The organism is Pseudomonas sp. SID14000, from assembly GCF_002165135.1.
Taxonomy (GTDB): Bacteria; Pseudomonadota; Gammaproteobacteria; order Pseudomonadales; family Pseudomonadaceae; genus Aquipseudomonas.
The window spans coordinates 170,896-190,511 of record NZ_NFZQ01000002.1; the positions used below are offsets into that span (position 1 = coordinate 170,896).

Genomic DNA, 19,616 nt, shown 5'->3' on the forward strand with positions numbered 1-19,616 from the left:
ATCAGTTCAGCTCGGCCAGGCACTGCTCAAGGATATCCAGACCTTCTTCGAGCACCGCGGCCTCGATGGTCAGCGGTGCCAGCAGGCGGATGATGTGCCGTGCCTTGCCGCTAGGCATCAGCAACAGGCCCTTGGCTCGCGCCGCTTCCATCACCTTGGCCAGCTGCGCCGGTGCCGGGCTGCCGTCGGCATTGACGAACTCGATCCCGCGCATGGCGCCGACGCCGGTCAGGCGGCCGATGAACGGGCTCAGCCCAGAAGCCTTCCAGCGCTCGTAGCGGCGCACGATTGCCTGCTCCTGGCGCTCACCCCAGGTAGCGACGTTCTCGTCGGTCATCTGCGCCAGGCTGGCCAGGGCCGCCGCGCAGGCGATCGGGTTGCCTGAATAGGTGCCACCCAGGCCGCCTTTGGGCAGCGCTGCCATCAGTTCCTTGCGCCCGACCACCGCACCCAGTGGCATGCCGCCGGCAATACTCTTGGCCAACAGCAGCAGGTCGGGCTCAAGCCCTAAGCGCGGGAAGGCGAAGCGCTGGCCGGTGCGACCGAAACCCGACTGGATCTCGTCGATGATGATCAGGATCCCGCGCTCGTCGCAGAAGCGGCGCAGGGCCTGGGCGAAGGCTGGGTCAAGGGCGAGGAAGCCGCCTTCGCCCTGCACCGGCTCGAAGATGAACGCCGCCACGTCCTCCACGGCCAGCTCGACGCTGAACAGGCGGTCCATGGCCTTGAGGGCCTGTTCGCAGGTTACCCCGGTGTCGGCGCTGGGGTAGGGCAGGTGGTACACCGGCCCCGGCAGTTCACCGACCCGTTGCTTGTACGGGGCGACCTTGCCGTTGAGGTTCAGCGTGGCCAGAGTGCGACCGTGGAAGCCGCCGTCGAAGGCGATGATGGCGCGTTTGCCGGTGGCACCGCGGGCTACTTTCAGGGCGTTTTCCGCAGCTTCCGCGCCGCTGTTGGTGAGCATGCCGGCCAAGGGGTAGCTGACCGGCACGAATTGGCTCAGTTGCTCCATCAGTGCCAGGTATGGCCCGTGGGGGGCTGCGTTGAAGGCGTAGTGGGTCAGGCGAGTGGCCTGGGCCTGGATCGCCTCGACCACGGCCGGGTTGCAGTGGCCCAGGTTGAGTACGCCGATACCGCCGACGAAGTCGATGTAACGCTTGCCATCGGTGTCCCAGACTTCGGCATTACGGCCATGGGAAAGTGTGATCGGGTGAACGATGGCAATGGATTGGCTGATACTTTCCTGGTTCATGGGCACGCGGACCTTTGTTCGAATTTCTTATTATCCAAGCGTGTTGGCGGGTTATTCCGCAAACGAATTATTCGATTGCGGTCATTCCCTGGATTCGTGATCTTGGCTGATTATGTATTGCTAGCACTGGCCTCTTCGCGGGTGAACCCGCTCCCACAGGTACGGCGCCACACTTGAAAGCTGTGCGATCTCTGTGGGAGCGGGTTTACCCGCGAAGAGGCCGGTACAGGTCAAATCAATCCCCCTCGGCCACCCGCTCCCGAATCCACTGCACGAAGGCCCTGACCTTGGGCACTTCGGCCGCATGCTCGGCGTGGGCGATGAAGTGCCGGCCATTGCTCGCCACCGGGTGGTCCCAGGCCACCACCAGCTTGCCCTCGCTCAGTTCTTCGGCCACCAGGTAGCGCGGAATCAGGGCGATTCCGCAGCCGGCAATGGCCGCGCGGATGCACAGGTAGAACGTGTCGAAGCGTGGCCCGTGGTAGCTGTTCTGGCTATGTAAACCCAGCCCCAGGAACCATTCGTGCCAGGCCTCCGGGCGCGACACGCACTGCAGCAGGCGGTGTTCGGTCAGCGCCTGGGCGCTGTCGAAACGGTGGTCGGCCAGCAGTTGCGGGCTGCATACCGGCACCACTTCCTCGCTGAACAGCTCTATGCAGGTTGCCCCAGGCCAGGTGCCCTGGCCGAAGAAAAATGCAATGTCGGCCTTGGCCTGCACCAGGTCGAACGGCTCCAGCTCGTTGCGGATATCCAGGTGAATGCGCGGGTAGCGGTCGCCAAAACCCTTCAGCCGGGGTACCAGCCAGCGCGCGCCGAAGGTGGGCTGGGTGGCGATACGCAGCACTTCGGTCTCGTCGCCGTAGCTGAGGATGTAGCGGCTGGAAATATCGATCTGGGTGAGGATCTTGTTCACTTCGGTGAGGTACAGCGCGCCGGCCGGGGTCAGGTGCAGGCGCCGGCGAATGCGCTGGAACAGTGAGTGCGACAGCATGTCCTCGAGCTGCGCCACCTGCTTGCTGACGGCGCTCTGGGTCAGGTGCAGTTCCTGGGCCGCGCGGGTGAAGCTGAGGTGGCGGGCGGCCGCTTCGAAGCACTGAAGGGCGGTGGTCGAAGGCATCAGGCGTTTGGACATGACGGGCAAATACCGAGCGAAAAAGGAAGGAGTTCATTCCATAAAGGAATCATGTGTTTCGAAAAGGTCGTTTGTTGACCCCGGCCTATAGATTAATACTGACCTGGATCAACGATTACAACCGGTCGTACGAAGAGGAGGTCAGTACCTGTTCCGGCATTTGCGAAAACAACAACAACGAACATCAGAAATTTATAAGAATTCTGCTCCAGTCTTCCGCCGCTCCGCCGCGGCCGACCCATTCGAGGGTTCTTCATGGCTTCGCTACACAACAACAAACAGCGCTCTCTGCAGCACGGCCTGACGTCCCGTCAGGTTTCCATGATCTCCATTGCTGGCATCATCGGTGCCGGCCTGTTCATCGGTTCCTCCAACGCCATCGCCACCGCCGGCCCGGCCATCCTCATCTCCTACGCCATGACCGGCCTGCTGGTCTTGCTGGTGATGCGCATGCTGGGCGAAATGGCCATCGCCAACCCCAACAGCGGTTCGTTTTCCACCTATGCCTCCGAAGCCATCGGCCCTTGGGCAGGCTTTACCATCGGCTGGCTGTACTGGTGGTTCTGGGTACTGATCATTCCGGTCGAGGCCATTGCCGGCGCAGACATCCTGCATGCCTACTTCCCCGGTGTGCCGTCGTGGCTGTTCGCGTTCCTGATCATGCTGGTGCTGTCGGGTACCAACCTGATCAGCGTGAAGAACTTCGGTGCCTTCGAGTACTGGTTCGCGCTGGTCAAGGTGGTGGCGATCATTGCCTTCATCGTCGTCTGCAGCCTGGCGGTGTTCGGCGTCTGGCCGCTGGCCGAGGTGTCCGGGGTCAGCCGGCTGTGGGACAACGGTGGCTTCATGCCCAACGGCTTTGGTACCGTGCTCGGTGGCGTGCTGATCACCATTTTCTCGTTCTTCGGCGCTGAAATCGTCACCATTGCCGCAGACGAAACCGCCAACCCGAAAGACAAGATCCGTCGCGCCACCAACCTGGTGGTGTACCGCATCGCCATCTTCTACCTGGCGTCGATCTTCCTGGTGGTATCGTTGGTGGCCTGGAACGACCCGGGTCTGAAAGCGGTGGGTTCGTTCCAGCGTGTGCTTGAAGTGCTGAACGTGCCGGGCGCCAAGCTGCTGGTGGATATCGTGGTGCTGGTGGCCGTGACCAGTTGCATGAACTCGGGCCTGTACACCGCGTCGCGCATGCTCTATTCGCTGGGCGCCCGTGGCCAGGCGCTGAGCGTAACCAAGCGTATCTCCGGCTCTGGCGTACCGACCGTGGCGGTCATCTTCTCGACCTTGGCCGGCTTTGCCGGGTGCTTCGTCAACTATGTGTTCCCAGGCAAGGTATTCGGCTTCCTGCTGTCCACCACGGGCGCCATCGCCTTGCTGGTGTACCTGGTGATTGCTGTGTCGCAGCTGCGCATGCGGGCCCGTGCCGATCGTGAAGGGCGGCCGCTGGAGCTGAAGATGTGGCTGTTCCCGTGGCTGACCTGGCTGGTGATCGGCACCATCGTCATGGTGCTGGGCTACATGCTGTTCAGCGATGCCTACCGCTACGAGACGCTGATGACTGCCGGGGTGACCGTATTCATCCTGCTGGTTTCGCTGACCCAGCGGCGCGCCAGGGTGGTTGCCCAGACGGCCTGATGTTTCTGGTTTAATGTGGGGGCGTTGCGCGCCCCCATATCAATAAGCACAGGAAGCGTATGAACGACCACTCCCTTTCCCTCCAGGCCCTTGCGGCGCCCGACGGCACTTGCTACGGCTGCGGTTGCTCCCACCCCAGCGGCCTTCACCTGCAAAGCCATTGGGACGCCGACGGCATTCACCTGTTGTGCCGGCATGCGCCCGACAGCACTTTCATCGGCTGGCCCGGACTGGTCTACGGCGGCCTGCTGGCGATGCTGGTCGACTGTCACTCCAACTGGACGGCGATGGCTTACCACTACCGTAACGAAGGCCGCGAACCGGGCAGCCTGCCGCGTATCGACTGTGTCACTGGCAGCCTCGGCCTGAACTACCTCAAGCCCACACCCATGGGCGTCGAATTGTTGCTCAAGGCGCGTGTGGAAGGTGAGGTCGGGCGCAAGACCCGGGTGATCTGCGAAGTCTGGGCTGGCGATGTGCTGACAGTGACTGCCGATTCGGTGTTCGTCCGCGTCGATACCGAAAAGCTCAAGCTCAAGGCCCACGGCCAAGCTTGACGCGCCCGTGCGGACAAGTGGTCGGTGATGGTCAGCGGCCGGGGATGTCTCTAGAGTGAGAGGTTCATTCCCCCAGGCAAGGTTGATCATGACCGATCTCAGTGCTTTCCCCATTACCCGCAAGTGGCCCGCCAGACACCCCGAGCGCCTGCAGTTGTATTCACTGCCAACGCCCAATGGCGTCAAGGTGTCGATCATGCTCGAGGAGATCGGCCTGGCCTATGAGCCGCACAAGGTCAGTTTCGACAATGATGATCAGCTGAGCCCCGAGTTCATCTCGCTTAGCGCCAACAACAAGATTCCCGCCATCCTCGACCCCAATGGCCCGGGCGGCCAGCCGCTGCCGTTGTTCGAGTCGGGGGCGATCCTGCAGTACCTGGCGGAGAAGAGCGGCCAATTGCTCAGCCAGGATCCGGCCCAGCGTTACCAGACCCTGCAGTGGCTGATGTTCCAGATGGGCGGCATCGGCCCAATGTTCGGCCAGGTCGGCTTCTTCCATTTCTTTGCTGGCAAGGAATACGAGGACAAGCGCCCGCGGGACCGTTATGTCAACGAATCCAGGCGCCTGCTCGGTGTGCTGGACCGGCATCTGAAAGGCCGGGAATGGATGGTCGACGAGTACAGCATTGCCGATATCGCGATCTTCCCGTGGGTGCGTAACCTGGTTGAGCGTTACAACGCCCGAGACCTGGTCGGCTTCGATCAGTTCAAGGAAGTGCAGCGGGTGCTGGCGGCGTTCCTCGAGCGGCCGGCGGTGCAGCGTGGTCTGAAAACCCCGGCTTGAACAGTTGGCACTGATCTTGTGGGAGTACAGATTCAGAATATGTGATGCAGCAGCCAGTACAGGCTCCCGGCCAACAGCATCGCTGCCGGCAAGGTCAGCACCCAGGCCATCAGCAGGTTGACCAGCGTGCGCTTCTGAATCCCCGACCCGTTGGCCACCATGGTCCCGGCCACCCCGGAGCTCAGCACGTGGGTGGTCGACACCGGCAACCCGAACATGTCCGCCGCACCAATGGTGCACATTGCCACCACTTCGGCCGAAGCACCCTGGGCATAGCTGAGGTGGGTCTTGCCAATTTTCTCGCCTACCGTCACCACGATACGCCGCCAGCCGACCATGGTCCCCAGCCCCAGTGCGATGGCCACGACCACTTTCACCCACAGTGGGATGTAGCGGGTGGCGTCGTCCAGCTGGGTTTTGAACAGCAGCACATGGCTGCGTGTGTCGGCATCGAACACCACCAGCTGGTTCTTCTCGATCAGGCGGATGGCTTCGCTGGTCAGGTACATGTCGTTGCGCACGTTGGCCATGGCTTCGGCTGGTACGCGCTTGAGCGAGCCATAACCTTTGACCTCTTCGCCGATCATGCCGGTCAGCGCCGCCAGCGCCGGTACCAGTTGCGGGTTGGCCTTGGGTTCGGCAATGAACGTGGTCAGCACCTGGCGCGGGTCAGCCGGTGCCGCTTGCGGGGCGTTGCGCACCAGTGCCTGGCGGGTTACCTCGGCGACGGCGGAAAACTGCAGCGCCTGCTCATTGGGCATGGTCTTGTTTAGCGCATAAGCCATCGGCAGGGTGCCGACCAGAATCAGCATGATCAGGCCCATGCCTTTCTGGCCGTCGTTGGAGCCGTGGGCAAAGGACACCCCGGTGCAGGTCAGGATCAGCACGCCGCGGATCCACCACGGTGGTGGTGTCTGGCCTTCCGGCGCCTGGTACAGCGCCTTGCGCTTGACCAGCGCGCGCAGGGCCAGCAGCAACAGGGCAGCGCAGGCAAAGCCGATCAGTGGCGAGAACAGCAGGGCATAACCGACCTTGCTGGCCTGGGCCCAGTCCACGCCACTGGTACCGTCGCGCCCGTGCATCAGCGCATTGGCCACGCCCACGCCGATGATCGAACCGATCAGGGTGTGCGAGGATGACGCCGGCAGGCCCAGCCACCAGGTGCCGAGGTTCCAGATGATCGCCGCCAGCAGCAGGGCGAAGACCATGGCGAATCCGGCCGAGGAGCCGACCTGCAGAATCAGCTCCACCGGCAGCAGGGCGATGATGCCGAACGCCACCGCGCCGCTGGAAAGCAGCACGCCGAGGAAGTTGCACAGCCCGGACCAAACCACGGCGATGGGGGCAGGCAACGAATGGGTGTAGATGACGGTGGCCACTGCGTTGGCGGTGTCATGGAAGCCATTGACGAACTCGAAGCCCAAGGCAATCAGTAACGCCAGGCCCAGCAGCAGGAATGGTGTGACCGTGGTGATTACCGTGCCGCTGGCCGTCACATCCTGCTTCAGGCTCCAGGCGGTGTAGGCGATACCGGCCAGCAGCAGGCCGAAGAACAACACCAGGGTGGCTCGCCCGGGCTTGTGGGCAAGTTGCGGGCGGGCATCGCGTTGGGCCAGTTGCGGCAGACTGGCCAGTGAAGGGGTTGCCATGGTGGCTCCGGTTGGGGTGAGGCAAAGGTGCCGAAGGCCTTGAGCATAGAAACAATTCGTAACCCGGCCGTGACCTCGATCAATGATTTATCTAGGCTCAAGACGGACGGTAGTGGCAGGAGAAACCCATGATTCGCTGCAAGCGTGTCTACGATGCGGTTGAGCAAGACGATGGCCAGCGCGTGCTGGTCGATCGCCTGTGGCCGCGTAACAAGCGCAAGGAAGACCTGCACGGACAGTGGTTGCGCGAAGTTGCACCCTCGGATGAATTGCGCAAGGCGTTTCACCAGGGTGAAGTGGATTTCGCCGGTTTCACCCAGCGCTACCAGCAAGAGCTGGCTGCCCACCCCGAGCACTGGTACCTGCTGCTGGACCTGGCCGGAAAGGGCACGCTGACATTGCTTTATGCGGGCAAGGATACCGAGCACAACAATGCCCGGGTGTTGGCTGAATGGCTGGAGGACGAACTGGACCGGCGTGGGCCCGGCAGTTCGCCCGTGTGCTACGTCCAATGATTGATATTCGTTGTGCCGGCGATAGGGCCGGGCCTGGCAAACCGAAGAGTCCGAAATGTGATGTCCCTGAAACTGACCCCCGCTAACGACACCCACTGCACCTTCGCCCGCGATCTCACGCGCCGCGCCATGCTGCCGTACTACCGTGAATACGACCTGTTGTGGCTTGAGCAAGCCTTCGACGAAGCCTGGGGCTGGCGCGAGCAGTGGCTGGTGACTGAAGGTGACACCGTGCTCGGCTTCTGCAGCCTCAGCCAGGACCGCCAGGCACTGTTCATCCGCGAGCTGCACCTGCTGCCTGAGTACCGTGGGCGCGGTGTCGGTAGCTGGGTCCTGGAGCAGTTGGCGCTGTGGGCCCGCCAGCGGCATCTGCCGCTGCTACGGCTGATGGTGTTTCGCAGCAACCCGGCGCGTGTGCTGTACCAGCGCCATGGTTTCGTCGAAATGGGTGAGGACGAATGCTTTGTGCGCATGCAGCGTACGATCGACTAATAGCGCAATGATGGCTTGTCGCGACTGGTGAGCATGGGCATAGTGAACCCAGGCGTTTACGGCTGCCTGCAGGCGGGTAGGCCGTACATGAGTGTGAACAGGGACAAGGAGCCCCCCATGAATGGAATCGGTCCGCGGCTGCGGGAAGAGCGTGAGCGTCTGGGGATGACCCAGCGCGTGTTTGGCGATATCGGCGGGGTCGAACCCAATGCCCAGGGCAAATACGAGAGTGGTGAACGCTCGCCGCGGGTCGATTACCTGGCGGCATTGGCGGCCAGGGGCGTGGATGCGCTATATGTGCTCAGTGGTATCCGTACCCCGGCACCGCTCGAGGGGCTGAGTACCGATGAGTCCGGTTTGCTGGGGACTTTCCGGCAGTTGTCGCGTGACGATCAGGCGGCAATCTGGCACCTGCTGCTGCGGTTGACCAACAATGAAAAATCCCGGCTGGCAGCGAGACCGCTCATGGTTGAACGTCAGGCGTTTCTTACGGAAGGAATGCGTTAGGCCCGCCGTGAAAAATTTTGTTAAGGTGACGGGATCCAATCGCCCTGCTGACGAGGTGTGTGCTTGATTAGGGTCTTAGTGGTCGACGATCACGATCTGGTACGAACCGGTATTACACGCATGCTTGCCGACATCGATGGCCTGCAGGTGGTGGGCGAGGGTGATTCGGGCGAATCGGCACTCAAGCTGGCCCGTGAGCTGAAGCCGGATGTGGTGCTGATGGACGTGAAAATGCCCGGCATCGGTGGCCTGGAGGCCACCCGCAAGCTGCTGCGCAGCCACCCCGACATCAAGGTGGTTGCCGTGACCGTGTGTGAGGAAGACCCGTTCCCCACGCGCCTGCTGCAGGCCGGTGCCGCTGGGTACCTGACCAAGGGCGCCGGCCTTGACGAAATGGTCCAGGCCATCCGCCTGGCCTTTGCCGGCCAGCGCTACATCAGCCCGCAGATTGCCCAGCAGCTGGCGCTGAAACCGTTCCAGCCACAGGGCTCGCCGTTCGATGCCTTGTCGGAACGGGAAATCCAGATTGCCCTGATGATCGTCGGCTGTCAGAAAGTGCAGATCATCTCCGACAAGTTGTGCCTCTCGCCCAAGACCGTCAATACTTACCGTTATCGGATCTTTGAAAAACTCTCGGTCACCAGCGACGTCGAACTGACCTTGCTGGCCGTTCGCCACGGTATGGTCGACGCAAGCCTGTAAAACCTCATGTCCCAAGTTTTCGATGCCAGCGCATTCCTGGCGACCTGCAGTGGCCGCCCGGGCGTCTACCGGATGTTCGACGGTGAAGCCCGGCTGCTTTACGTGGGCAAGGCCAAGAACCTCAAGAAGCGCCTGGCCAGCTATTTCCGCAAGACCGGCCTGGCGCCCAAGACTGCCGCGCTGGTGGCTCGCATCGCCCAGGTCGAAACCACCATCACCGCCAACGAAACCGAGGCGCTGCTGCTGGAGCAGAACCTGATCAAGGAATGGCGGCCGCCGTACAACATCCTGCTGCGCGACGATAAATCCTACCCCTACGTGTTCCTTTCCGACGGCGAGTTCCCGCGGCTGGGTATTCACCGTGGGGCGAAGAAGGCCAAGGGCCGCTACTTTGGCCCGTACCCCAGTGCCGGGGCCATTCGTGAAAGCCTCAGCCTGCTGCAAAAGGCCTTTTCGGTGCGCCAGTGCGAAGACAGCTACTACGCCAACCGCACCCGGCCGTGCCTGCAATATCAGATCAAGCGCTGCAAAGGGCCCTGCACGGGCCTGGTGACCGCCGAGGAATATGCCGAGGACGTGCGCCACTCGGTGATGTTCCTCGAAGGGCGTAGCCAGCAACTGGGCAACGAGCTCAATGCCGAGATGGAGAAGGCCGCCATGGCCCTCGATTTCGAAAGAGCCGCCGAGTTGCGCGACCAGATCGCCTTGCTGCGCCGGGTCCAGGACCAGCAGTACATCGAAGGCGGCAGCGGCGATGTCGATGTCATCGCCGCCTTCGTCAACCCCGGTGGCGCCTGCGTGCACCTGATCAGCGTGCGCGGCGGGCGAGTGTTGGGTAGCAAGAACTTCTTCCCGCAGGTAGGCATCGAGGAGGAGGTGGCCGAAGTGATGGCGGCGTTCCTTTCCCAGTACTACCTGGGCAATGCCGAGCGCGAACTGCCGGGCGAGCTGATCGTCAACGTGGTGCACGAAGACTTCGAAGCCATCACTGAAGCGCTGCACACGCTGCGCGGCCGCGAGCTGACCATCAGCCACCGGGTACGCGGTACCCGCGCCCGCTGGCAGCAACTGGCGGTAACCAACGCCGAGCAGGCGCTCAATGCCCGCCTGGCCAACCGCCAGCACATGGCTGCACGTTTCGAGGCCCTGGCCGAGGTGCTGAAGCTGGACGAGGTGCCGCAGCGCCTGGAGTGCTACGACATCAGCCATTCCAGTGGCGAGGCCACGGTGGCCAGCTGCGTGGTGTTCGGCCCCGAAGGCCCGCTTAAGTCCGACTACCGCCGCTTCAACATCGAAGGCGTCACTGCCGGCGACGACTACGCCGCCATGCACCAGGCCCTGACCCGCCGTTACGGGCGCATCAAGGACGGCGAGGGCAAGCTGCCAGACGTGCTGCTGGTGGACGGCGGCAAAGGTCAGCTGAACATGGCCCGTGACGTGATGCAGGAGCTGGGCTTCAGTGACCTGACCCTGCTTGGCGTGGCCAAGGGCGTGACGCGCAAGGCCGGTTTCGAAACCCTGTACCTGAACGACGTGCACCACGAGTTCACCCTCAAGGGTGACTCACCGGCCCTGCACCTGATCCAGCAGATCCGCGACGAAGCCCACCGTTTCGCCATCACTGGCCACCGCGCCCGCCGTGGCAAGGCCCGCCGGGTGTCCAGCCTGGAGGATGTGGCCGGGGTAGGGCCCAAGCGCCGGCGCGACCTGCTGAAACATTTCGGCGGCCTGCAGGAGCTCAACCGCGCCAGTATCGATGAAATCGCCAAAGCACCCGGCATCAGTAAAAAGCTTGCCGAGTCGATTTATGCCAGCCTGCATAGCGAGTAGAATGCGGGCTCAACTTGCGGCCAGTCGTACCGATGAATATTCCAAACCTGCTCACCGTTCTACGCGTCCTGCTCATCCCGATCTTCATCCTGCTGTTCTATATGCCTTACCACTGGAGCTATATGGCCGCCAGCAGTGTGTTCGCCGTTGCCGCCGCCACCGACTGGCTGGACGGTTACCTGGCGCGTCGCCTGCAGCAGAGCACGCCGTTCGGTGCCTTCCTCGACCCTGTGGCCGACAAGCTGATGGTGGCGGTGGCCCTGGTGCTGCTGGTGCAGACCCACGCCAACTTCTGGCTGACCCTGCCGGCCGCGGTAATCATCGGCCGCGAGATCGTGGTGTCGGCGCTGCGCGAGTGGATGGCCGAACTGGGCGCGCGGGCGCATGTGGCAGTGTCCAACCTCGGCAAGTGGAAAACCGCGGCCCAGATGCTGGCGCTGGTGATCCTGCTGGCCAACCCGCCGGCGGTGACCTTCTGGGTAATCCTCGGCTACGCGCTGCTGCTGGTGGCGGCGGGGCTGACCCTGTGGTCGATGGTGCACTACCTGCTGGCCGCCTGGCCGCACCTGCGCGAAGGCTCGGAGCAGAAATAAAAGTTTTTTGAATCAAGGGGTTGACGCTGTTTTAGAAATCGCTAGAATGGCACCCATCACGACGCGGGAATAGCTCAGTTGGTAGAGCACGACCTTGCCAAGGTCGGGGTCGCGAGTTCGAGTCTCGTTTCCCGCTCCAGATTAAAGATCTGCAGATTTTCTTTTTTGTCTGCAAATTGTGAAAAAGGGCATGCGCACGCTGCGCAAAGTCTGGCAATCTGCCAGAGCCCGTCAAGAGAATGCCCCGTATCGAAAGATACGGGGCATTTTTCGTTATGGGCTGCATCCAGGGAGAGTCCCGCAGCCAGGCCATAGTCGCCCCTGAGTGGCTAAGCTTGATCTATCGCCAGAACCTTCTGCCCACAGCGTGAAAGGAGGTGCTTGATGCAACTCATCGCTCTGAAAATCGACAAGCCAGAAACGACGAACTTCATTTTTGGCCAGACGCACTTTATCAAGTCAGTCGAGGACATCCACGAAGCGTTGGTAAATACCGTGCCAGGTATCCAGTTTGGACTTGCTTTCTGTGAGGCGTCCGGCGAACACCTGGTGCGCTGGTCTGGTACCGATACCACGATGATCGAGCTTGCCCGGAAAAATGCACAAACCATTGCGGCTGGCCATAGTTTCATCATTTTTCTCGCTGATGGTTTCTATCCGCTGAACGTGCTGAACACCATCAAGCTGGTTCCAGAGGTGTGCCGCATTTTTTGTGCGACAGCCAATCCGGTTGAAGTGATTCTCGCCGAGACGGAACAGGGGCGAGCAGTCCTGGGGATAGTGGATGGGGTATGTGCCACTGAAATTGAAGGCGATGAGGACATTTTGCGGCGTAAGGGCTTGCTACGGCAGATTGGCTATAAATTGTGAGCTGGCGAGCGGATACGCGTGAGTGGGGCATTGCACGATGCCAAGCGGTAACAGCATCGCCATTCAGATGTTGCCTCTTTGATTGGACGTGTCGTCAGGCACCTGGCCGCATCATGTGCTCAGTACCTGACCTCGACGGCCACCTACGCGCCAACCCCATCCCCCGGCCAGAACAACACCCGTTCGTGTTGTACACCGGCGTCACCGCCGTCACGTACGCCTTGTTCGTCAGGTTCTTCAGGTCCAGCGACGCCCGGCAATTGGTTGTCACCGAAGGTGTTGTCATGCCGGTAGTAGGGCGGACTAGTCAGCACGCGAACACCACGTTCGTGCGCGATGCCGCGTTGCGGATATGCTCCTGCATCGCACGCTGCGCGCCGGCCTGGTTGCCACGGGCAAGCTGGCGCAGGATCTTGCGGTGTTCCTGCCAGGTCTCCATGGCGCGTTCAGGGCGAATGAACGGCAGCTTCTGGCTCTCCAGGAAAATGTCCTGGTTGGTGGTGATCACCTGCAGCATGGCGTGGTTGCCACTCGCTTCCAGCAGGCGACAGTGAAAGGCGAAGTCCAGGCGCGCGGCGGCCTCGAAATGGCCAGCACGCAGCTCCTGGCGCATCGACTCGACATTGGCTTCGAGCGCATCGATGTCCGCTGCCGTCAGGTACAGCGCCGCCAAGCCGGCGGCGAACCCTTCGAGTGCATAGCGCAACTGGAACGTATCGACAGCGGATACCTGTTCGGCATAGGGCCAGGAGAAGCCGGTGGCGGGTGGTGGCGCCTGGACGAATACCCCCTTGCCCGGTTGTACGCTCACCAGCCCCAAGGCGCTCAAGGATGACAGCGCCTCGCGCAGGGAGGCGCGGCTTACACCCAGCTGCTCTGCCAGATCGCGTTGGGAGGGCAGAGCATCACCAGGCTGGTAGTCGCCGTCCTGGATCAGCTTGCGGATAGCCTGCAAAGCGATTTCCGGAACTGCACGGGGGAGTGTGTCGAGCATCTGTTCAGACCAGCTGGCAAGGGGTCTGCGCTTTTTAAAGGCTTTACCGGTTGCCTGGCAAGTGTCGCCCCACGCTGACGCAACGGAGCAGGTGGTTGCACGAAAGGGGGGCGATGGCAGGGAGTGGGCGCTATCTGTTCAGACCAGTAAGACCGCCTGATGCCAAGAGGCGAGAGCATGTTCCGAGGCTGCCGGGCAACACTGGCACGGCCTGTGCTTTTCGGGCAAGGCGAACTTCTTCGCATGCACCCGAGGCATTTCCCATGAAAAAAATCCGTTCCCTGCTTCTGGCCAGCCTGCTTTGCGGCGGCGTCATGACCGTTTCCCATGCCCAGGCCGATGCGCTGGCCGACATCACTGCCCGGGGCGTGCTCAAGGTAGCCGTACCCCAGGACTTCCCTCCCTTCGGCTCGGTAGGGCCGGACCTCAAACCTCGTGGCCTGGACATCGACACCGCGCAACTACTGGCTGACAGGCTCGGCGTCAAGCTGGCGCTGACCCCGGTCAACAGCACCAACCGCATTCCGTTCCTCACTACCGGCAAGGTCGACCTGGTGATTTCCAGCCTGGGCAAGAACGCCGAGCGAGAAGCAGTGATCGATTTTTCCCGCCCCTACGCGCCGTTCTACCTGGCAGTGTTCGGGCCGGCTGAGACGTCTATCGACGATATCGGTGCCGTTGCCGGCAAGACCATCAGTGTCACGCGTGGCTCGATCGAGGACATGGCGTTATCCGCGGTCGCCCCACAGGGTACGATCATCAAGCGCTTCGAGGACAACAACTCGACCATTGCCGCCTACCTGTCGGGCCAGGTCGAACTGATCGCCAGCGGCAGCGTGGTGATGGCCGTCATTGCCGAGAAGAACCCGAGCAAGGTGCCGGTGATGAAGGTCAAGCTCAAGGACTCGCCCGTGTACGTGGGCCTGGCCAAGCAGGAGCCGGCCTTGCTCGAGAAGGTCAACGCCACCCTGGATGCGGCCAAGGCCGACGGCAGCCTCAACCGCAATGCCGAAAAATGGCTGAAGCAGCCATTGCCGGCCGACCTTTGAATGGCCCTGGAGTCGTTGACCCATGGCCTATCAATTTAACTTTTCCCCTGTGCTGGCCCAGGGCGGCCTGCTGCTCGAAGGGGCTGTGTTCACGCTTGAGCTGACGTTGATCGGCACCCTGTTCGGGGTGGCCATCGGTGTGCTTGGCGCGGTGGTGCGCGCCTGGCGACTACGGCCGTTCGATGCCCTGTTCGGCCTTTACGTGGAGCTGATCCGCAACACGCCCTTCATCGTCCAGTTGTTCTTCATCTTCTTCGGCCTGCCCGCGCTTGGCGTTCGGCTGACGGAATGGCAGGCGGCGGTACTGGCCATGGTGATCAACCTTGGCGCCTACTCCACCGAGATCATTCGGGCGGGTATCCAGGCCATCCCCAGAGGGCAACTGGAGGCTGCGGCGGCATTGGCCATGAGCCGTTTCGAGGCTTTTCGCCATGTGGTGCTGCAACCGGCACTGGCCAAGGTCTGGCCGGCCCTGTCGAGCCAGATCGTGATCGTGATGCTCGGGTCGGCGGTGTGCTCGCAGATCGCCACAGAGGAACTGTCGTTCGCTGCCAACTTCATCCAGTCGCGCAACTTCCGGGCTTTCGAGACATATCTGCTGACCACGGCCTTGTACCTGGTCATGGCCATCCTGGTGCGCCAGCTGCTGACATGGTTCGGCCGGCGCGTGTTGACGGGGAGACGCTGAATGGATTTCACCTTGTGGGACATCGTGCGCAACCTGCTCGCTGGCTTGCAATGGACCTTGCTGCTGTCGCTGGTGGCATTCGTCTGCGGTGGTATTGCCGGGCTGTTACTGCTGTTGGCGCGAATCTCCGATAGCCGGCTGTTGCGTGGCGCGGCAAGGAGCTACATCGAGCTGTTCCAGGGGACGCCGCTGCTGATGCAGCTGTTCATGGTGTTTTTCGGCATCGCCCTGTTCGGCATCGATGTTTCGGCCTGGATGGCGGCGGCCATCGCCTTGACGTTGTTCACCAGTGCCTTTCTCGCCGAGATCTGGCGGGGCTGCGTCGAGTCCATACCACATGGCCAGTGGGAGGCCTCCGGCAGCCTGGCCATGAGCCGTCTGGAACAGTTGCGCCACGTGATCCTGCCCCAGGCCCTGCGCATTGCCGTCGCGCCGACCGTCGGGTTCTCGGTGCAGGTGGTCAAGGGCACGGCGGTGACCTCGATCATCGGTTTCACCGAACTGACCAAGACCGGCGGCATGTTGGCCAACGCCACGTTCGAACCGTTTCTGATCTACGGCCTGGTGGCCGTGGGTTACTTCGTCCTTTGCTACCCGCTCTCGCTGAGCGCCCGTTACCTAGAAAGGAGGCTGCATGCCCCTGCTTAGAGTGTCCGCATTGCACAAGTACTACGGCGACAACCATGTGCTCAAGGGTGTCGACCTGGCGATCGAGGAGGGCGAGGTGGTCGCCATCATCGGCCGTAGCGGTTCCGGCAAGAGTACCTTCCTGCGTACCCTCAACGGCCTGGAGTCGATCAGCGACGGGGTGATCGAGGTGGATGGCGAATACCTGGATGCCAGCCGTGCCGACTTGCGCTCGCTACGGCAGAAGGTCGGCATGGTGTTCCAGCAATTCAACCTCTTCCCTCACCTGACCGTGGGCCAGAACGTCATGCTTGCGCCCCAGGTGGTGAAGAAGGCCGACAAGGCCGAGGCTCGCCAGTTGGCTGAGCAGATGCTCGCCAGGGTTGGGCTGGGCGACAAGTTCGATGCCTACCCGGACCGCCTTTCCGGCGGCCAGCAGCAGCGCGTGGCGATTGCCCGGGCGCTTGCCATGTCGCCAAAGGTGTTGCTGTGCGACGAAATCACCTCGGCGCTCGACCCCGAGTTGGTCAATGAAGTGCTTGGTGTGGTGCGCCAGCTGGCCAGTGAAGGCATGACCCTGATCATGGTCACCCACGAAATGCGTTTTGCCCGGGAAGTCGGGGACAAGCTGGTCTTCATGCATCAGGGCAAGGTCCACGAGACGGGGCATCCGCGCGAGGTTTTCGCGGCACCCCGAACAGCAGAGCTGGCGAACTTCATCGGTAGCGTGGCAGGGGGTTAGGTGTCTTTCGCGGGCACGACCAGGCAGCCGAGAATCTTCAGGGGATTGAACACGGACCACAGACGACACTCGATTCACCGTTGGCTAACCACCTCCTGCTAGGGCGAAAACCGCATTCCCTGCCGTGATGCCCGTGAGCAATCTTCGGAACTGGTGGGCTATGTACGGGTACTGACCATCACCGGCCTGATGGACGATGGCGAGTTGGGCATGCAGCCGTGAAGGCGCTGGCATCTGATAGCCTTGAGCCTATCTTCCGGCGAGCACATCGCCGGTTGCCCTGCGGCTGTCGTTTCAATCACCTGAGGTCGTGTGAAATGAGTAACCCGATTCAAGTGCCCAAGATCGTCGATCAAGGTACTGAAGATATTGATACCGTCGAGACGAACGAGTGGCTGGATGCCCTGGAGGGCGTCGCTCGCGTCGAGGGAAGTGCGAGGGTGGAGTTCCTGCTGCAACGCCTGGCCGAACACGCCGGCCACCTGGGGGCTCGAATCGCGGCCAACCCTTACTCGCTTTACCAGAACACCATCGCACTGGAACAGCAGCCGGAGTACCCCGGTGATCTGGCGATGGAAGAGCGCATTACCTCAATCATTCGCTGGAACGCGTTGGCCATGGTGGCCAAGGCGAACAAGGCCTATGGCGAGCTGGGCGGCCACATTGCCAGCTACGCCTCTGCCGCGGAAATCTTCGAAGTGGGCTTCAACCATTTCTTCCGTGCCGATACTGAACAGGGCAAGGGCGACCTGGTGTATTTCCAGCCGCATTCCGCGCCAGGTGTCTATGCGCGCGCTTTCCTGGAGGGCCGGCTGGAGCAGCAGCAACTCGAGCGTTATCGGCAGGAGGTGGACGGCGGCGGGCTGTGCTCTTATCCCCACCCTTGGCTCATGCCGGATTTCTGGCAGTTTCCGACCGGCTCCATGGGCATTGGCCCGATCAGCTCGATCTATCAGGCCCGCTTCCTGCGTTACCTGCAACACCGTGGTATTGCCGCGACCGAAGGTCGCCATGTCTGGGGGGTATTCGGCGATGGCGAGATGGACGAGCCGGAATCCATCGCAGCACTGTCGCTTGCCGCACGGGAGAAGCTGGACAATGTCACCTTCGTGATCAACTGCAACCTGCAGCGGCTTGACGGGCCTGTGCGCGGTAACGGGCAAATCATCCAGGAGCTGGAGTCGCTGTTCAAGGGAGCTGGCTGGAATGTCATCAAAGTGGTCTGGGGGTCGGGCTGGGATGCCCTGTTCGCCAGGGACCACCACCACGTTCTGCTGCGCCGCCTGGCCAGCACCGTCGATGGCCAGTACCAGGCCCTGGGTGCCAACGATGCTGCCTACAACCTTGCACACTTCTTCGACCTGGACCCGGAGCTGCACGCGCTGGTCGCTCACATGAGCCCGGCCGAAATCGATGGCCTGCGTCGCGGCGGCCACGATTTTCGCAAGTTGCACGCTGCATTCGACGCAGCGAAGCGCCACAAGGGGCACCCGACGGTCATCCTGGCGAAGACCAAGAAAGGCTTTGGCATGGGCCAGGCCGGCGAATCGCGCAACACCGCGCACCAACAGAAGAAACTGGACGTCGAGGCCCTCAAGGCGTTTCGGGACCGTTTTGCGCTGCCGCTGGATGACCAGGCAGTGGAGGAGATGCGCTTTTATCGACCGCACGATGACAGCCCCGAACTGCGCTACTTGCATGCCCGTCGGCAGTCACTGGGTGGTTACTTGCCTCGACGCACCAGCCTGGCCCCCAGCATCGCGGTACCGCCACTCGCTGACTATGCACGGTTCGCCCTGGCCCCTGACGATCGTGAGATTTCCACCACGATGGCTGTGGTCCGGCTCTTCACCAACCTGCTCAAGGACAAGCAGCTCGGCCCACGCATAGTGCCCATCGTGGCCGACGAGGCGCGTACCTTTGGCATGGCCAATCTGTTCCGCCAGGTTGGCATCTATTCACCGGTTGGCCAGCTCTACGAACCGGAAGACGCCGGTGCATTGCTGTACTACAAGGAATCCACCGACGGCCAGTTGCTGGAGGAGGGCATTACCGAAGCCGGTGCTGTCTCTTCGTGGGTCGCCGCAGCGACCTCCTACAGCGTCAACGGCGAGCCGATGCTGCCGTTCTATATCTACTATTCGATGTTCGGTTTCCAGCGTATCGGCGATCTGATCTGGGCGGCTGCCGACCAGCGAGCCCGTGGCTTCCTGATTGGCGCCACCGCTGGCCGCACCACCCTGGCAGGCGAGGGCCTGCAACACCAGGACGGTACCAGCCAGCTCATCGCCTCCACGGTGCCGAACTGCCGCGCCTACGACCCGGCGTTCGCCAGCGAGGCGGCCGTGATCATCGACCATGGCAGCCGACGCATGCTCGAGCAGCAATGCGATGAGTTCTACTACCTGACGGTGACCAACGAGAACTACACCCAGGCCCCGCTGCAGGACAGCGAACACGACGATGTCATCCGCGGCATGCGCCTGTACGGCACGCGCGGAGCCGATGAGCCTGCGGTACGCCTGCTGGGTTCCGGCGCCATCATGCGGGAGGTGATCGCCGCCGCCGATTTGTTGCTGCAGGACTGGGGTATCAGTAGCCAGATCTGGAGTGTCACCAGTTTCTCGGAGCTGGCACGCGATGCTCGCGAGGTAGAGCGCCAGCGCCTTTTTGGCAGCCAGCGCGAAGGGCAGAGCCACTTGCAGCGCTGCCTGCCCGGGCCTGTGCCGGTGGTGGCGGCCAGTGACTACGTGCGCGCCTATGCCCAGTTGATCGCTGCCCATGTCTGCGCGCCGTTCACCGCCCTGGGTACCGACGGCTTTGGCCGGAGTGACACGCGCTCTGCACTGCGTCGCTTCTTCGAGGTTGATCGTCAGCACATTGCCCTGGCGGCATTGGCAGGCATCGATCCTGGCAAGCACGCCGAAGCGCGGCAGCGTTATGGCATCGACGCACGTGCCGAGGCACCCTGGAACCGCTGAGCCTCGGCAGCCTT

The 19,616-nt window shown here is 62.2% G+C and carries 20 protein-coding genes and 1 tRNA gene; 16 read left to right on the top strand and 5 right to left on the bottom strand.

What is annotated here, in order from left to right:
- Nucleotide 1: 1 nt before the first annotated feature.
- Nucleotides 2-1,252 carry an aspartate aminotransferase family protein gene (locus CAY82_RS03625; RefSeq protein ID WP_087499970.1) on the bottom strand — a complete coding sequence of 417 codons (1,251 nt, stop codon included), beginning with the start codon at nt 1,250-1,252 and terminating at the stop codon, nt 2-4.
- A 235-nt stretch (nt 1,253-1,487) separates the two neighbouring features.
- Complete coding sequence (gcvA, locus tag CAY82_RS03630) at nt 1,488-2,384, bottom strand: transcriptional regulator GcvA (protein WP_087499971.1); 897 nt, start codon at nt 2,382-2,384, stop codon at nt 1,488-1,490.
- A gap of 255 nt (nt 2,385-2,639) precedes the next feature.
- Between gcvA and CAY82_RS03635 the strand changes: the two genes are divergently transcribed.
- The 3 genes from CAY82_RS03635 (at nt 2,640) to CAY82_RS03645 (ending at nt 5,363) form a co-directional block, all read left to right on the top strand.
- Nucleotides 2,640-4,022, top strand: a complete 1,383-nt coding sequence (locus CAY82_RS03635; RefSeq protein WP_087499972.1) for an amino acid permease — start codon at nt 2,640-2,642, stop codon at nt 4,020-4,022.
- 59 nt (nt 4,023-4,081) lie between these two features.
- Entirely contained in the window at nt 4,082-4,579 is a 498-nt protein-coding gene (locus CAY82_RS03640) for a PaaI family thioesterase (protein ID WP_087499973.1), read from the top strand.
- Nucleotides 4,580-4,667: 88 nt separating this feature from the next.
- Nucleotides 4,668-5,363, top strand: coding sequence for a glutathione S-transferase N-terminal domain-containing protein (locus CAY82_RS03645; RefSeq protein ID WP_087499974.1), 696 nt, complete (start codon nt 4,668-4,670; stop codon nt 5,361-5,363).
- Between the two features lie 32 nt (nt 5,364-5,395).
- Here the strand turns inward: CAY82_RS03645 and CAY82_RS03650 are convergent, their stop codons facing one another.
- Nucleotides 5,396-7,012 (bottom strand): inorganic phosphate transporter, encoded by a 1,617-nt coding sequence (locus CAY82_RS03650; protein ID WP_087499975.1) that lies wholly within the window; start codon nt 7,010-7,012, stop codon nt 5,396-5,398.
- Nucleotides 7,013-7,140: 128 nt separating this feature from the next.
- Here CAY82_RS03650 and CAY82_RS03655 point away from each other — a divergent pair, with 128 nt between their 5' ends.
- The 8 genes from CAY82_RS03655 to CAY82_RS03690 all read left to right on the top strand — a co-directional run bounded on the left by CAY82_RS03655 (nt 7,141) and on the right by CAY82_RS03690 (nt 12,521).
- A complete protein-coding gene (locus tag CAY82_RS03655; protein WP_087499976.1) occupies nt 7,141-7,527 on the top strand; it encodes a DUF488 domain-containing protein in 387 nt (128 codons plus the stop codon).
- Nucleotides 7,528-7,587: 60 nt separating this feature from the next.
- A complete protein-coding gene (locus CAY82_RS03660; RefSeq protein WP_087499977.1) occupies nt 7,588-8,019 on the top strand; it encodes a GNAT family N-acetyltransferase in 432 nt (143 codons plus the stop codon).
- Between the two features lie 117 nt (nt 8,020-8,136).
- Nucleotides 8,137-8,526: a helix-turn-helix domain-containing protein gene (locus tag CAY82_RS03665; RefSeq protein ID WP_087499978.1), complete on the top strand. Its 390-nt coding sequence runs from the start codon at nt 8,137-8,139 to the stop codon at nt 8,524-8,526.
- Nucleotides 8,527-8,589: 63 nt separating this feature from the next.
- On the top strand, nt 8,590-9,228 hold the full coding sequence (uvrY, locus tag CAY82_RS03670; RefSeq protein ID WP_003251380.1) for a UvrY/SirA/GacA family response regulator transcription factor: 639 nt from the start codon (nt 8,590-8,592) through the stop codon (nt 9,226-9,228).
- Between the two features lie 6 nt (nt 9,229-9,234).
- Nucleotides 9,235-11,058 (top strand): excinuclease ABC subunit UvrC, encoded by a 1,824-nt coding sequence (gene uvrC / locus CAY82_RS03675; RefSeq protein WP_087499979.1) that lies wholly within the window; start codon nt 9,235-9,237, stop codon nt 11,056-11,058.
- 32 nt (nt 11,059-11,090) lie between these two features.
- Nucleotides 11,091-11,651, top strand: coding sequence for a CDP-diacylglycerol--glycerol-3-phosphate 3-phosphatidyltransferase (pgsA, locus tag CAY82_RS03680; RefSeq protein WP_015271035.1), 561 nt, complete (start codon nt 11,091-11,093; stop codon nt 11,649-11,651).
- Between the two features lie 63 nt (nt 11,652-11,714).
- Nucleotides 11,715-11,790, top strand: a tRNA-Gly gene (locus tag CAY82_RS03685).
- Between the two features lie 245 nt (nt 11,791-12,035).
- Nucleotides 12,036-12,521, top strand: coding sequence for an adenosine-specific kinase (locus tag CAY82_RS03690; RefSeq protein ID WP_087499980.1), 486 nt, complete (start codon nt 12,036-12,038; stop codon nt 12,519-12,521).
- Nucleotides 12,522-12,664: 143 nt separating this feature from the next.
- Here the strand turns inward: CAY82_RS03690 and CAY82_RS26595 are convergent, their stop codons facing one another.
- Complete coding sequence (locus CAY82_RS26595) at nt 12,665-12,835, bottom strand: hypothetical protein (protein ID WP_170931016.1); 171 nt, start codon at nt 12,833-12,835, stop codon at nt 12,665-12,667.
- Complete coding sequence (locus CAY82_RS03695; protein ID WP_087499981.1) at nt 12,829-13,515, bottom strand: FadR/GntR family transcriptional regulator; 687 nt, start codon at nt 13,513-13,515, stop codon at nt 12,829-12,831. The genes CAY82_RS26595 and CAY82_RS03695 overlap by 7 nt, the downstream gene beginning before the upstream one ends.
- Before the next feature lie 263 nt (nt 13,516-13,778).
- Between CAY82_RS03695 and CAY82_RS03700 the strand changes: the two genes are divergently transcribed.
- The 5 genes from CAY82_RS03700 to mdeB all read left to right on the top strand — a co-directional run bounded on the left by CAY82_RS03700 (nt 13,779) and on the right by mdeB (nt 19,602).
- A complete protein-coding gene (locus CAY82_RS03700; protein WP_087499982.1) occupies nt 13,779-14,564 on the top strand; it encodes a transporter substrate-binding domain-containing protein in 786 nt (261 codons plus the stop codon).
- 22 nt (nt 14,565-14,586) lie between these two features.
- Entirely contained in the window at nt 14,587-15,252 is a 666-nt protein-coding gene (locus CAY82_RS03705; protein WP_087499983.1) for an amino acid ABC transporter permease, read from the top strand.
- Nucleotides 15,253-15,900, top strand: coding sequence for an amino acid ABC transporter permease (locus CAY82_RS03710; RefSeq protein WP_063912638.1), 648 nt, complete (start codon nt 15,253-15,255; stop codon nt 15,898-15,900).
- Nucleotides 15,887-16,621 (top strand): amino acid ABC transporter ATP-binding protein, encoded by a 735-nt coding sequence (locus CAY82_RS03715; protein ID WP_087499984.1) that lies wholly within the window; start codon nt 15,887-15,889, stop codon nt 16,619-16,621. The genes CAY82_RS03710 and CAY82_RS03715 overlap by 14 nt, the downstream gene beginning before the upstream one ends.
- Before the next feature lie 317 nt (nt 16,622-16,938).
- Nucleotides 16,939-19,602: an alpha-ketoglutarate dehydrogenase gene (gene mdeB / locus CAY82_RS03720; RefSeq protein WP_087499985.1), complete on the top strand. Its 2,664-nt coding sequence runs from the start codon at nt 16,939-16,941 to the stop codon at nt 19,600-19,602.
- Nucleotides 19,603-19,616 lie beyond the last annotated feature (14 nt).